The sequence below is a fragment of the Cellulomonas massiliensis JC225 genome (assembly GCF_000312005.1).
Classification (GTDB): domain Bacteria; phylum Actinomycetota; class Actinomycetes; order Actinomycetales; family Cellulomonadaceae; genus Cellulomonas; species Cellulomonas massiliensis.
Map to the genome: position 1 here is coordinate 3,061,730 of NZ_HE978588.1, position 13,146 is coordinate 3,074,875.

The following is a 13,146-nucleotide window of genomic DNA, read 5'->3' on the forward strand; positions in this document are numbered from 1 at the left end:
CGTGATCAGCGCCGGTCGACGTCCACGACGTCGACGCGCACCGCGCCCTGGGTGGAGAGCGCACCGACGACGGTCCGCAGCGCGCGTGCCGTGCGGCCGCCGCGCCCGATGACGCGACCGAGGTCGTCGGGGTGGACCCGGACCTCGAGCAGCTCACCGCGACGCAGCGACGACGACGACACCTGCACGTCGTCCGGGTGGTCGACGATGCCGCGCACCAGGTGCTCCAGCGCGTCGGCGAGCATCAGGCCTGCTCGTCCTCGGAGGACGCGGCCTCGGCGGCCGGCTCCTCGGCGGGGGCCTCGGCCTTGGCGGCCTTCTTCTCGGCGGCCGACGCCTTGACCTTCTCGGCGTCGGCGGCGGCGGCCTCGACGGCAGCCTTCGCGTCGGTCTTGGCGGCCTTCGTCTTCAGCGTGCCCTCGGCACCGGGCAGGCCCTTGAACTTCTGCCAGTCGCCGGTGACCTTGAGCAGCGCGAGCACCTGCTCGGTCGGCTGCGCGCCGACGCCGAGCCAGTACTGCGCACGGTCCGAGCTCACCTCGATGAACGAGGGCTCCTCGGTGGGGTGGTACTTGCCGATCTCCTCGATCACGCGACCGTCGCGCTTGGTGCGCGAGTCGGCGACGACGATGCGGTAGTACGGGGCGCGGATCTTGCCGAGCCGCTTCAGGCGGATCTTGGTGGCCACGGTGTGGTCTTCTCCTGGTGTCTGCTGAGGTGGCCTCGCCGCGCCGCCCGTGGGGTGGGGCGCGCCGGTCCGGCCGAGGACACGGTCGGGCGCGGGTAGAGGGTCCGCGGCCGCCGAGTACAGCCGGCCATTCTGCCAGACGAGCGGGTCTCGCCCAAACGGTCCCGCGCAGGCCGCGACGCCCCGGGCACCGACCGGCGCCGGAGCGGGTGCGCCCGAGTCACCCGGTCGGCCGACGCCGCGCGAGCCGGCACCCCGTCGAGCGTCTCGCACCCGCTACCGTCCACCCACGCGCCCGGACACGGGCGGCGACAGGAGGGCGGATGGACCCGGACGGCCCGCGCGTCGCGACGACCACGGTCGACGGCGTCACGACCCTGTGGGCGGACCTCGACGGCGACGCGCTCGGTGCGCTCGTCGTCGGCGGCGGGGCTCGGCACCTCGCCCCGACCGACGCCGGCCTGCACCACCTCGTCGAGCACGTCGTCATGCACCGCGTCGGACGCGTGAGCGCCGAGCACAACGCGGTCTCCGGTCCGGACGACGTCCTGTTCTGGGCGCAAGGCTCCCGGGCCGACGTGACCGACTTCGTCCAGCGGGTCGCCGCGGTGCTCGGCGGTCTCGACGACGTGACGCCCCAGGAGGTGGACCAGCAGCGCGCGACCATCCTGCGCGAGGTGGGCGTCGAGGCGCTCTCCGTCTCCCCCGGGCCGTTCGCCGCCCGCTGGGGGGCGGCGGGGCTCGGCACCGTCGACCTGGACCACGCCGCGCTCGCCGCCCTCGGCCCGGAGGACGTCCGCCGGCACGCGAGGGCGTGGTTCGTCCGGGACGACGCCCGTCTCGTCCTGTCGTTCCCTCCGCCGGACGACCTCACGCTTCCCCTTCCCCCCGGAGCGCGCCCGCTGCTGTCGCCGGAGACGCCCTGGGACGGCCCGCTCCCCGGTCTGTTCATCAGCCCGCAGGACTCGGTGACCCTCTCGTTCGTCGTCGACGCGCCCCGCGCGCTCGCCTCGCTGTGCGCCGCGGTGGTCGAGCACGCCCTGCTGGACGACCTGCGCGCCGCACGCGGCCTCGTCTACCAGGTCGACCGCTCCGTCTGGGGGCTCGGCGGCGGACGGTACCTCGTGGTCCTCGCGACGGACCCCTCCTCGGCCCAGGCCGCGCGCGTGCTGCTGGACGCGTGCCGAGCCCTCCGGGCGATCGGCACCGAGGGCCCGCAGGGCGACGTCCTCGAGCACGCGCGCGCCGCGTTCCTCGCCGAGCTCGGCTCGCAGCGCGGGCGTCGCAGCATGCTCCTCGCCGCGGCCGGCGCGGACCTCGCCGGGCGTGAGCCTGTCGATCCGCCCGCCGTGTTCGCCGCGATCCGGGCGGCCTCCGCCGACGAGGTGCGCGAGACCCTGCGCCGCGCATGGCCGACCACCATCGCGACCCTCCCGGGCGGCGGCGACCGGCCCGACGCCGTCGAGACCGCACTCCTCGACGAGGTCGGGCTTCACCCGCGGGGGTTCGTGCCGCTGCTGCTCGACGACCGACGGTCCGTGCTCCGACAGCTGCGCCACGGGTCCCGACGCGCTGTCGTGCGTCGCCGGCGGGGCTCCCTGCCCTTCCGCGGCGAGGAGGTGTGGCTCGGGGAGCGCGAGATCGCCGTGCCCGCCGCCGGTGGTCGGCTCCACGTCGACGACGTGGTGCTCGTGGGCGAGGACGACGACGGCCGGGTCCAGCTCGTCGGTCGGGGCGGTGGCTCGTTGGTCGTCGAGCCGGGCCGGCTGCGCCGGGCGAAGGTCCCGTGGGACCGTTTCCTGGCCCACGTCCCGCCGTCCGCCGCGCGGCACAGGCGCACGTCGTCGACCAGCACCGACGAGGCACGCCCATGAGCCCGCCACGGACACGGACAGCCGAGGTCGCCGGCGTACGGACGATCTGGGCTCCCCTCGAAGGGCTGCCCGTCGGCGCGCTGGTCCTCGGGCTCGGGCTCAGCGACCTGGAGCCCACGAGCGCGGGGCTCCACCACCTGATCGAGCACCTCGTCTCCCGACGGCTCCCGCGCGGCCTCGTCCGGAGCGAGCCCTCGTCGAACCTGCACGCCGTCCGCTTCGTCGCGCGCGGCGCCCGTGCCGACGTGCTCGACCACCTCGGGCTGGTGGCGCGGGCGCTGGCCTCGCTCGGCACCGTCACGGACGACGAGGTCGCCGCCGAGCGACGAGCGATCGAGCACGAGATCGACGGACGGTGCTACGCCGGCGCCGGGCACCTGGCGGCACGGTTCGGCGCGCAGGGCAACGGGATGAACGACCTCGAGCACGTCGCCCTGCGGACGCTGCAGTCGGCGGACGTGCACGCGGCGGCCCGCACCTGGGTCGTGTCGGAGAACTGCCGGCTGGTCCTCTCGTGGGAGCCGGAGGCAGGCTCGCCCGCGCTCGCCCTGCCTGCGGGTCCGGTGCCGCCGCGGCGCCAGGCCGCCACACCGCGGCCCGTGCGGACGCCGAGCGCGGTCACGCTGCTCGGGGAGGTCACCGCGATGTCCTTCCTCACCGACGCACCCACCGGCCTGCGTCGGGCGGCGCTGGCCGTGCTCGACCACGCCGTCGGCGACGCCCTGGAGGACCGCTCGGTCGACCCGGTCGTCGCGAGGGCCGTCCGGGACGACGCGGGCCTCCACGTCGTCGAGGCGGCGCTGCGCCCCACCGGAGACCACGCACGCGCGCTCGCGACAGCCGTGCGCACCGTTCGCTCGCTGGCAGCCGCCGGGCCGACCCGGGACCTTCTCGCCCGTGCTCGACGTGACCTCGCCCTGCAGCGCCTGGAGCCCGCGAGCCACCTGGCGCTGCTGCTCGACGACGCGGCCCGGGACCTGCGCGGTCTCGCGCTGGAGGACGAGCCGGAGGTCGACGCCGAGGCGCAGCGCCTGGCCGCCGACGACGTCGGCGCCGCGTTCGCCGCCATGGCACCGTCGATGCTCGTCACCTTCAGCCACCTCGCGGCCTCTCACGCCGGCGACGTGATCGAGGAGCTCGAGCTGGAACACTGGCCCTGGCCGACGACCGACGGCACCCGCGCCCCTCGTGCGGCCAGGCGCCTGCGATCGCGGCGCGGTCGCGGCCTGCCGGGCCTCGCGCTGGACGGTGACACGCTGTGGATCGACGACGGCACCGTCCGCGTGAGGCCCGACGACGTGGCCCTCGCTCGGCTCGACACGGACGGCCTCACGGAGCTGATCACCCGCGACGGCCGAGCCGTGCAGGTGCACCGAGCGTTCTCTCGCGGCGCCGGGCGCGCGTGGGCCCGGTATGTCGCGTCACTCCCGCCGGACGTGGTGCGCCGGTCCTGGTGAGCGGTCCGACTCTCGTCGGGGTGCGGCTCAGGCGACGCGCGCGCCCCTGAGCACGACGGCCCGGGGCCGGGCGAGCTCGGTGACGTCGGCGCGGGGGTCGGCGTCGTAGACGACGAGGTCGGCGCTCGCGCCCTCGTCGAGGCCCTCGGCCCCGAGCCACGCCCGCGTGCGCCACGAGGCCGCGGCGACGACGTCGCGGTCCGGGATGCCGGCCCGGACCATCTCGACGGCCTCCTCGGCGATGCGCCCGTGGCCAATCGTGCCTCCGGCGTCGGTGCCGACGAGCACACGGACGCCGGCCTCGTGCAGCGCGCGCACGTGCGCGTACCGCCGCTCCCCCATCGCGCGCATGCGCGCCGCGAAGCGCGGGTACCGCTCCTCGCCCTGGGCGGCGATCGCCGGGAACTGGCCGATCTGCAGGAGCGTCGCGGTGACGGGGACCCCGGCCGCCGCGATGCGCTCGATCTGGGCGTCGGTGGCGCCGGTGGCGTGCTCGAGGCAGTCGACGCCCGCGTCGAGGAGGTCGTCGAGCGACTCGGTCGCGAACGTGTGCGCCGTCACGCGGGCGCCCGCGTCGTGCGCGGCGCGGACCGCCGCGTGCAGCACGTCGGCGGGCCACAGCGACCGCAGGTCGCCGTCGGGGCCGAGGTCGCGGTCGATCCAGTCGGCGACGAGCTTGACCCAGCCGTCGCCCCGCGCCGCCTCCTCGCGGACCGCCGTCGGGAGGTCCTCGACGCGCGGCAGCTCGCGGCCGTAGTGCCGCAGGTACCGCTTCGGGCGCGCGAGGTGGCGGCCGGAGCGGATCAGCCGCGGCAGGTCCTCACGCGCGTGCACCCAGCCCGTGTCCGCGGGCGAGCCCGCGTCGCGGACGAGCAGCACGCCGCTGTCCCGGTCGGCGAGCGCCTGCTTCTCCGCCGTGCCGTCGTCGACCGGGCCGTCGGCGGCGAGACCGATGTGGCAGTGCACGTCGACGAGCCCGGGCAGCACCCAGCCGTCGAGCGTCGCGTCGGGCACCCCCGACGGGCGCTCGAACGTGAGCCGCCCACCGACCACCCACGCCTCACCGACCTGGCGCTCGTCGTCGAGCACCACGGTCCCGCGCAGGTGGATCATCGCCGGACGCTCAGCGGCCGCCGAGGAACTTCTGCAGGTCGGCCGGGATCTCCAGCTCCGACGCGGCCGGCGCGGCCGGCTTCGCCCCCAGCCCGAAGGCCGACCCGGCGGGGGCCTTCGGCCCGATGCCGGCGGCGCGGTCGGCCGCGGCCCGCTCCTGCTGCGCGCGCAGCGCCGGGTTGCCGGACTTGCCCTTGGCCTTGCGCGCGGGCGCCTGGCGGCCCTTCGACTTCTTGCCGCCCATGCCGGGCAGGTTGCCCATGCCGGGCATGCCCATGCCGCCGCCCTTGGCCATCTGGCGCATCATCTTCTGCGCGCCGTCGAACCGGTCGAGGAGCTGGTTGACGTCCGTCGTCGTCGTGCCCGAGCCCCGGGCGATACGCGCGCGGCGCGAGCCGTTGATGATCTTCGGGTTGTCGCGCTCCGCCGGCGTCATCGAGCGGATGATCGCCTCGACGCGGTCCACCTCGCGCTCGTCGAAGTTCTCGATCGCCTCGCGCATCTGCCCCATGCCGGGGAGCATGCCGAGCATCTTCTTCATCGAGCCCATGTTCTTCAGCTGCTGCATCTGCTGCAGGAAGTCCTCGAGCGTGAAGTCCTGGCCGCTGACGAGCTTGCCCGCCATCTTCTCGGCCTGCTCGGCGTCGAACGCTCGCTCGGCCTGCTCGATGAGCGTGAGCACGTCGCCCATGTCGAGGATGCGGGAGGCCATCCGGTCGGGGTGGAAGACCTCGAAGTCCGTAAGCTTCTCGCCGGTGCTGGCGTAGAGGATCGGGCGGCCGGTGACCGACGCGACCGAGAGCGCCGCGCCACCCCGCGCGTCGCCGTCCAGCTTCGACAGCACGACGCCGGTGAACCCGACACCGTCGGCGAACGCCTGCGCGGTCGTCACGGCGTCCTGGCCGATCATCGCGTCGATGACGAAGAGGATCTCGTCGGGGTCGACCGCGTCGCGGATGTCGGAGGCCTGCTGCATGAGGTCCGCGTCCACGCCGAGGCGGCCGGCCGTGTCGACGATGAGGACGTCGTGCTGGCGGGCGACGGCCGTCTGCCTGCCGGCACGCGCGACCTCGACCGGGTCGGCGCCCGCGGGCAGGACGTCGTCGGAGCCCTGGTTGCCGGGGTGCGGCGCGAAGACGGGCACGCCCGCCCGCTCGCCCACCACCTGCAGCTGCGTGACGGCGTTCGGGCGCTGGAGGTCCGCCGCCACGAGGAGCGGCGTGTGGCCCTGGTCCTTGAGGTGCAGCGCGAGCTTGCCCGCGAGCGTCGTCTTGCCCGCCCCCTGCAGGCCCGCGAGCAGGATGACGGTCGGCGGGTTCTTCGCGAGGCGCAGCGCGCGGGACTCGCCGCCGAGGATCGTCACGAGCTCGTCGTTGACGATCTTGACGACCTGCTGCGCCGGGTTGAGGGCCTGGGAGACCTCCGCGGACAGCGCCCGCTCGCGCACGGCGCCCGTGAAGGCGCGCACGACGGGCACCGCGACGTCGGCGTCGAGCAGCGCGCGGCGGATCTCGCGCACCGTGGCGTCGATGTCCGCCTCGGACAGGCGGCCCTTGGTGCGCAGGTTCTTGAAGGTCGACGTCAGTCGGTCGGACAGGCTCGCGAACACCAGGTGGTCCTCACCGGCTCGAAGATCAGGGACGTCCCAGGGTACCCGCCAGCTCCCGCTGGGCCCGCGCGGTCAGCTCGTCGACGAGCGCGGCGCGCCACGTGGTCCACGCCTGCGGGCCCGCCGCCTTGGCGTCGGCCTCCGTGAGCACGCGCAGCTGGTCCAGCAGGTCGGCGCGGTGGTCCACGGCGTCGAGCAGCCGCGCGAGCGTCCGCGGGTCGTCGTGGTCGTGGTTCGTCGCCAGGTCGGCAAGCGTGAGGTGCTCGCGGACGAGCCGGGTGACGTCGGCCGCCACGTCCTCGTCGAAGCCCATGCGCTGCACGATCGGCCCGACGAGGCGCGCGCCCTCGGCGGCGTGCGAGCCGCCGGCGCGCGGACGCTTGCCGATGTCGTGCAGCACCGCCGCGAGCAGCAGCACCTGGTCGTGCTCCGTGCGCCGGTCGCGCGCGACGTTCGCCACGGTCTCCACCATGTGCCGGTCGACCGTGTACCGGTGGATGGGCGAGCGCTGCGGCCGGTTGCGCACCCCCGCCCACTCCGGCACCCACGTCGTCACGACGCCCGCGAGGTCCAGCGCCTCCCACACGGGGACCTGCGCGTGCCCCGACCCGAGCAGCTGCAGCAGGTGCGTCCGGGCCTGGCGCGGCCACGGCGTCGGCAGGGGCGGCGTGGTGGTGAGGCTCGCGACGGACACGGGCGAGATCTCCAGCCCGGTGCGGGCGGCGGTAGCGGCCGCGCGCAGCGACAGCAGCGGGTCGTCCGCGGGGCGGGCGTCGACCGCCAGGACGAGCTCGCCGTCGTGCTCGACCAGCCCCTCGGCGATGGCCCGCAGCCGCGGCGGCGTCCGCCGGCCCCGGACGAAGATCGGGCCGCGGGGACGGGCCGGGCGCTGCAGCGCCTGGCGGGCGTTGCGCACCGTCGTGTCCAGCGCGTAGGAGATGACGCGCCCCGCCTCGGCGAGGCTGGCGAGCAGGTCGTCGCGGTCGCCGAAGCCGACGAGCGCCGCGACCTCGTCCTGGTCCGCCAGGAGCAGGCGGTTGGTGTGCCGGCCCGTGACGGCCTGGACCGTGTCGCGCACGTCGAGCAGGTGCTCGTACGCCGCGTCGACCGCACCGTGCGGCCGGTCCGTCAGCCACGTCGCGGCGAGCGCGGACAGCACCACGGCGTCGCGGATGCCGCCGCGGGCCTCCTTGAGCTCCGGCTCGACGAGGTAGGCCAGCTCGCCGTGCCGCTCCGCGCGCTCCTTGGTCGACGCGAGCAGCTCGGGCAGCCGCCGGCGGGCGGCCGCCCGCCAGTCCTCCAGCAGCGCGGACGTCGCCCGGGCGACCACCACCGCGTCGCCGGCCACGGGCTGCAGGTCGAGCAGCCCGACCGCGGCGGGCAGGTCCTTGGACGCGATCTGGCGGCACTGCGCGAGGGACCGCACCGAGTGGTCGAGGTCGAGGCCGGCGTCCCAGATGGGGTACCAGAGGCGCTCGGCGAGCGCGCGCAACTGCTCCGGCGTGTGCCCTCGCCCCTCGTGGACGAGCAGCAGGTCGAGGTCGCTGACCGGGCTCGCGTCGCCGCGGCCGACGCTGCCGACCACGCCGAGGGCCAGGCCGGCGACGTCCTCGCCGTCCGTCGCGTCCGTCCAGAGCTCGGCGAGGCGGCGCACGACGAGGTCGGAGACGGCGCGCCGCCGGGCGGCCCCGTCCGCCCCCGGTCCGAGGGTGGCCCGCGCGAGGGCGAGCCGTTCGGCGCGCAGGTCCCGCACCCCACGTGCGGGGTGCGGGACCTGCGGTGCCTCAGCGGCCGCGCCCCCCGCGGGCGGCCGGTCGTCCGTCATGTGCGGTCAGCGACCTCAGAGCGCGTCGTCGCCGTGCTCACCGGTGCGGACGCGAGCCACGTCCTCCACCGGCACGACCCAGACCTTGCCGTCGCCGATCTTGCCGGTCTGCGCCGCGCGGATGACGACCTCCGTGACGCCGGCGGCGTCCTCGTCCGAGACCAGGACGTCGATCTTCACCTTCGGGACCAGGTCGACGGTGTACTCCGCCCCCCGGTACACCTCGGTGTGGCCCTTCTGGCGGCCGTAGCCGCTGGCCTCGCTGACCGTGAGCCCGCGGACCCCGGCGGCCTCGAGCGCCGACTTCACGTCGTCCAGCCGGTGGGGCTGGATGACTGCGCTGACGAGCTTCGTCATCACTTCACCTCCGTCACGACGCGGGCGCCTGCGCCCAGCGTCTCGTACGCCGTCTCACCGTGCACCGACTGGTCGATCCCGCCGACCTCGACGTCCTCCGGCACGCGCCAGCCGAGCGTCGCCTTGAGGATCAGCCCGATGACGAGCGTGACGAGCCCCGAGAAGACGACCGCCGCCAGGGCGATGATGACCTGGATGACGAGCTGGTTGATCCCGCCGCCGAACAGCAGGCCCGTGTCCGCCGCGAGGAAGCCGATCAGCACGGTACCGACGAGGCCGCCCACGAGGTGGACGCCGACGACGTCGAGCGAGTCGTCGTAGCCGAACTTGTACTTCAGGCCGACCGCGAGGGCGCACAGCACGCCCGCGATCGCGCCCAGGATGATCGACGTGACGGGGCGCAGGGCGCCGGCCGCCGGGGTGATCGCGACCAGACCCGCGACGATGCCGGACGCCGCACCGAGCGACGTGGCGTGGCCGTCGCGGAACTTCTCCGTGAGCAGCCAGGTGAGCATCGCCGCCGCGGTCGCCGCGGTGGTGTTCACCCACGCGAGGCCCGCGTTGCCGTCCGCCGTGAACGCGGAGCCCGCGTTGAAGCCGAACCAGCCGAACCACAGCAGCGCAGCGCCGAGCATGACGAACGGCAGGTTGTGCGGCCGCATCGGCTCCTTGCCGAAGCCCTTGCGGCGGCCGACGATCAGGGCCAGCACGAGGCCGGCGATGCCGGCGTTGATGTGCACGACCGTGCCACCGGCGAAGTCGATCGGTGCGGTGACGGCGTTGCCGTCCGCGTCGGTGCCGAACAGGGCGCGCGCGATCGAGCCCTCGGCGCCGGAGAGCGCGCCGCCGCCCCACACCATGTGCGCCATCGGGAAGTACGCGACGGTGACCCACAGGGCGACGAAGACGAGCCAGGTGCCGAACTTCACGCGGTCGGCGAGCGACCCGCTGATGAGGGCGACGGTGATGATGGCGAACGTCACCTGGAACGCCACGCCGACGGCGGCGGGGACGCCGAACCCGTCGATGACGAACTCACCGGAGTCGTCCCAGATGGTGCCCGACAGCCCGAACTGGTCGAACGGGTTGCCGAAGATCCCGGCGACGTCGGCGCCGTACGACATCGACCAGCCCCACAGGACGTAGACGATCGTCACGACGCCGATGGCGCCGAACGACATCATCATCATGTTGAGGACGGACTTGCCGCGGACCATGCCGCCGTAGAAGAACGCCAGCGCAGGCGTCATGAGCAGCACCAAGGACGCTGACGTCAGCATCCAGGCTGTCGCTCCGGTGTCCAGCTCCATGAGTCGCTTCTCCCCTCGCCAGCCCGGGGTGGCTGGTCGCGGTCAACGTTCGGGGAGCGCGGTTTCGGCACGTCGCGGGCCGCGTTACGGCGAGGTGACAAGCGTCGTGGTGGCGTAAACGTTGAGTTTCCGTCTGGGCGAACGTCCAGCAGCTGGACGGTCAGCCCTCCAGGATGCCGTCGACGAACTGCTCGGGGTCGAAGGGCGCGAGGTCGTCGGGGCCCTCGCCGAGACCGACGAGCTTGACCGGCACGCCGAGCTGGCGCTGCACGGCGACGACGATGCCGCCCTTGGCGGTGCCGTCGAGCTTCGTCAGCACGATGCCGGTGACGCCGGCGACCTCGCCGAAGACCTTCGCCTGGTTGAGCCCGTTCTGGCCGGTCGTCGCGTCGAGGACGAGCAGGACCTCGGACAGGGGCGCCTCGCGCGTGATGACGCGCGTGATCTTGCCGAGCTCGTCCATGAGGCCGGCCTTGTTCTGCAGCCGGCCCGCGGTGTCCACGAGGACGACGTCGACCTCGGCCTGCTTGCCGGTGCGGACGGCGTCGAACGCCACCGCGGCCGGGTCGGCGCCGTCGCGGTCGGAGCGGACGGTCGGGACGCCCACGCGCGAGCCCCACGTCTCGAGCTGGTCGGCCGCCGCGGCGCGGAACGTGTCCGCAGCCCCCAGGACGACCGAGCGCCCCTCCGCGACCAGGACGCGCGCGAGCTTGCCCACCGTCGTCGTCTTGCCGGTGCCGTTGACGCCGACCACCAGGACCACCGACGGCACCTCCTGCCCGGCGGCGTCGGTCGTGCGTGACGTCGCGAGCGTGCGGTCGAGCGACGGGTCCACGAGCGCGACGAGCTGCTCGCGCAGGAGCGCGCGCACCTGCCCCGGGTCCTTGACGCCCTCGACGCGCACGCGCGTGCGCAGCGCCTCGATGAGCTCGGCCGACGGCCCCGCGCCGACGTCGGCGAGCAGCAGGGTCTCCTCCAGCTCGTCCCAGTCGTCCTCGGTGAGGTGGTCGCGCGAGAGCACCGCGAGGAGGCGGGCGCCGAGCGGCGAGCCGGAGCGCGCGAGCCGGCCGCGCAGGCGCGCGAGCCGCCCGGGCACGGGCGCCGGGACCTCGAGCGGGACCGGCTCGACCAGCTCCGCGATCTCGACGTCCCCGCCGAGCTCCACGGGGTCGGCCGTGGAGACCGGGTCCGCGCCGGCGGGCGCCTCGGTCGTCGGGCGCTCGACGGTCGCGGTCGCGCCGCCCGGCGCCTGCTCACCGGTCGCCGGGGGCTCGGGCGGCGTGCCGCGACGGCGGCGCACCAGCAGCGTCGACACGGCGACGACGACGGCGAGCGGCACGCCCGCGGCGAGCAGGATCTCGAGGGTCTCGTTCACCGGGTCAGTCTGACGGTCGGGCGGTCGCCGAGGCGAGTCGGCCGCTCGTGGGCCGTCTCACAGCTCAGGCGCGGCGACGGCCGGGGATGAGCTCCGCCGCGCGCTCGCGCGCGCGGTGCAGGCTCTCGGTGAGGTCCTCGGGCTGCACGTAGCCGGAGCCCTCGTCGACGTTGGCGCGGAGGAACTCGACGAGCGAGACGTCCACCGGCTCGGCCTCGACCTCCTCGCGCGGCTCCTTGCGGGCGGCCCAGCCGGCGCGGAAGGCGGCGAGGGGCGACTGCCCCGTCTCGGCGCCCGAGACGACGCTCGCGTACAGCACCACGAACCCTGCCACGAGCAGGGCGATCACGATCCCGATCACGACGGCCATGGGTCCATGGTCCCCCGTCGGCGCACGCCCGCGCCCGCGCCGTGCGACGTGCTCCGACAAGGGACACAACATCTCCACACGGCGTCGCCGGCGGTCCGGCCGGGGGCCCGCCGGCCGCACGGACCTACGCCGGGACCTCGTCCCGCATGCGCTGGCTGATGACGGTGGTCACGCCGTCGCCGCGCATCGTCACCCCGTAGAGCGCGTCGGCGATCTCCATCGTGCGCTTCTGGTGCGTCACGACGATGAGCTGGGAGTCCTCCTGCAGCTCGCGGAAGATGTCCAGCAGCCGGCCGAGGTTCGCGTCGTCGAGCGCGGCCTCGACCTCGTCCATCACGTAGAACGGCGACGGGCGGGCCTTGAAGATCGCGACGAGCAGCGCCACGGCCGTCAGCGAGCGCTCGCCGCCGGAGAGCAGCGACAGCCGCTTGACCTTCTTGCCCGCGGGCCGCGCCTCCACCTCGATGCCGGTCGTCAGCATCGAGTCCGGGTCGGTGAGCACGAGGCGGCCCTCGCCGCCCGGGAACAGCCGCGGGAAGACGTGGTCGAACGCGGCGGCGGTGTCGCGGTACGCCTCGGCGAACACCTGCTCCACCCGCTCGTCGATCTCCTTGACGATCTCGAGCAGGTCCGCGCGGGACTTCTTGAGGTCCGCGAGCTGGTCGGTGAGGAACTTGTGACGCTCCTCGAGGGCGGCGAACTCCTCCAGCGCCAGCGGGTTCACCCGGCCCAGCAGCGAGAGCGCCCGCTCGGCGGCCCGCAGGCGCTTCTCCTGCTCCGCGCGCACGTACGGCACGGCCGTCGGCGCGCCTTCCTGCGGCTCGGTCCCGGGCGGGAGGACGACCGGGACGTCCTGGTGCGGCCCGAACTCCTCGACGAGCACCGCGGGGTCGAGCCCGAGCTCCTCGACCGAGCGCGACTCCAGCTGCTCGATCCGCAGGCGCTGCTGCGTGCGGGCGACCTCGTCCCTGTGCGCGACGTCCGTGAGCCGCGCCAGCTCGGCCGCGAGGCGGTCGACGTCCACGCGGACGGTGGCGATGGCCGCGTCGCGCTCGGCGCGGGCGCGCTCGGCGGCGTCGCGCTCGTCGGACGCCCGCCGCAGGGACGTGTCCAGGACGACGAGGGCACGGCGCGCGCCCGCCTCGACCGCGCGGGCGACCTGCGCCTG

Annotated in this window: 12 protein-coding genes; 2 read left to right on the forward strand and 10 right to left on the reverse strand. The window is 74.8% G+C overall.

Annotated features, from left to right (window positions below):
- Positions 1-5 precede the first annotated feature (5 nt).
- Positions 6-245: an RNA-binding protein gene (locus tag HGCM_RS14455; RefSeq protein ID WP_019137543.1), complete on the reverse strand. Its 240-nt coding sequence runs from the start codon at positions 243-245 to the stop codon at positions 6-8.
- Positions 245-688: a 30S ribosomal protein S16 gene (gene rpsP / locus HGCM_RS14460; protein WP_019137544.1), complete on the reverse strand. Its 444-nt coding sequence runs from the start codon at positions 686-688 to the stop codon at positions 245-247. The genes HGCM_RS14455 and rpsP overlap by 1 nt, the downstream gene beginning before the upstream one ends.
- A gap of 323 nt (positions 689-1,011) precedes the next feature.
- Here rpsP and HGCM_RS14465 point away from each other — a divergent pair, with 323 nt between their 5' ends.
- Both HGCM_RS14465 and HGCM_RS14470 read left to right on the forward strand, forming a co-directional pair.
- Positions 1,012-2,562, forward strand: coding sequence for a peptidase M16 family protein (locus HGCM_RS14465; protein ID WP_019137545.1), 1,551 nt, complete (start codon positions 1,012-1,014; stop codon positions 2,560-2,562).
- On the forward strand, positions 2,559-4,019 hold the full coding sequence (locus tag HGCM_RS14470) for a peptidase M16 family protein (protein WP_019137546.1): 1,461 nt from the start codon (positions 2,559-2,561) through the stop codon (positions 4,017-4,019). Before HGCM_RS14465 ends, HGCM_RS14470 begins: the two co-directional genes overlap by 4 nt.
- 27 nt (positions 4,020-4,046) lie before the next feature.
- Here the strand turns inward: HGCM_RS14470 and HGCM_RS14475 are convergent, their stop codons facing one another.
- The 8 genes from HGCM_RS14475 to HGCM_RS14510 form a co-directional block, all read right to left on the reverse strand.
- Positions 4,047-5,132: an amidohydrolase family protein gene (locus HGCM_RS14475; protein WP_019137547.1), complete on the reverse strand. Its 1,086-nt coding sequence runs from the start codon at positions 5,130-5,132 to the stop codon at positions 4,047-4,049.
- 10 nt (positions 5,133-5,142) lie between these two features.
- Positions 5,143-6,741 carry a signal recognition particle protein gene (gene ffh / locus HGCM_RS14480; protein WP_019137548.1) on the reverse strand — a complete coding sequence of 533 codons (1,599 nt, stop codon included), beginning with the start codon at positions 6,739-6,741 and terminating at the stop codon, positions 5,143-5,145.
- A 25-nt stretch (positions 6,742-6,766) separates the two neighbouring features.
- Positions 6,767-8,566, reverse strand: a complete 1,800-nt coding sequence (locus HGCM_RS14485) for a [protein-PII] uridylyltransferase family protein (RefSeq protein ID WP_019137549.1) — start codon at positions 8,564-8,566, stop codon at positions 6,767-6,769.
- Between the two features lie 15 nt (positions 8,567-8,581).
- The gene (locus HGCM_RS14490) at positions 8,582-8,923 is read right to left on the reverse strand and encodes a P-II family nitrogen regulator (protein WP_026075496.1); all 342 of its coding nucleotides are present in this window, start codon (positions 8,921-8,923) and stop codon (positions 8,582-8,584) included.
- Positions 8,923-10,233, reverse strand: coding sequence for an ammonium transporter (locus tag HGCM_RS14495; protein WP_026075497.1), 1,311 nt, complete (start codon positions 10,231-10,233; stop codon positions 8,923-8,925). The genes HGCM_RS14490 and HGCM_RS14495 overlap by 1 nt, the downstream gene beginning before the upstream one ends.
- A gap of 160 nt (positions 10,234-10,393) precedes the next feature.
- Positions 10,394-11,608: a signal recognition particle-docking protein FtsY gene (gene ftsY / locus HGCM_RS14500; RefSeq protein ID WP_019137552.1), complete on the reverse strand. Its 1,215-nt coding sequence runs from the start codon at positions 11,606-11,608 to the stop codon at positions 10,394-10,396.
- Between the two features lie 64 nt (positions 11,609-11,672).
- Complete coding sequence (locus HGCM_RS14505) at positions 11,673-11,978, reverse strand: hypothetical protein (protein WP_019137553.1); 306 nt, start codon at positions 11,976-11,978, stop codon at positions 11,673-11,675.
- Between the two features lie 124 nt (positions 11,979-12,102).
- Positions 12,103-13,146 (reverse strand): AAA family ATPase (locus HGCM_RS14510; protein ID WP_026075498.1); only part of this gene is annotated, 1,044 nt, incomplete at its 5' end.

What these genes read in the sequence shown, in the direction of transcription:
- HGCM_RS14455 (WP_019137543.1), bottom strand. Translation starts at nt 245, where the DNA reads ATGCTCGCCGACGCGCTGGAGCACCTGGTGCGCGGCATCGTCGACCAC.
- HGCM_RS14465 (WP_019137545.1), top strand. Translation starts at nt 1,012, where the DNA reads ATGGACCCGGACGGCCCGCGCGTCGCGACGACCACGGTCGACGGCGTC.
- HGCM_RS14470 (WP_019137546.1), top strand. Translation starts at nt 2,559, where the DNA reads ATGAGCCCGCCACGGACACGGACAGCCGAGGTCGCCGGCGTACGGACG.
- HGCM_RS14475 (WP_019137547.1), bottom strand. Translation starts at nt 5,132, where the DNA reads ATGATCCACCTGCGCGGGACCGTGGTGCTCGACGACGAGCGCCAGGTC.
- HGCM_RS14485 (WP_019137549.1), bottom strand. Translation starts at nt 8,566, where the DNA reads ATGACGGACGACCGGCCGCCCGCGGGGGGCGCGGCCGCTGAGGCACCG.
- HGCM_RS14490 (WP_026075496.1), bottom strand. Translation starts at nt 8,923, where the DNA reads ATGACGAAGCTCGTCAGCGCAGTCATCCAGCCCCACCGGCTGGACGAC.
- HGCM_RS14495 (WP_026075497.1), bottom strand. Translation starts at nt 10,233, where the DNA reads ATGGAGCTGGACACCGGAGCGACAGCCTGGATGCTGACGTCAGCGTCC.
- HGCM_RS14505 (WP_019137553.1), bottom strand. Translation starts at nt 11,978, where the DNA reads ATGGCCGTCGTGATCGGGATCGTGATCGCCCTGCTCGTGGCAGGGTTC.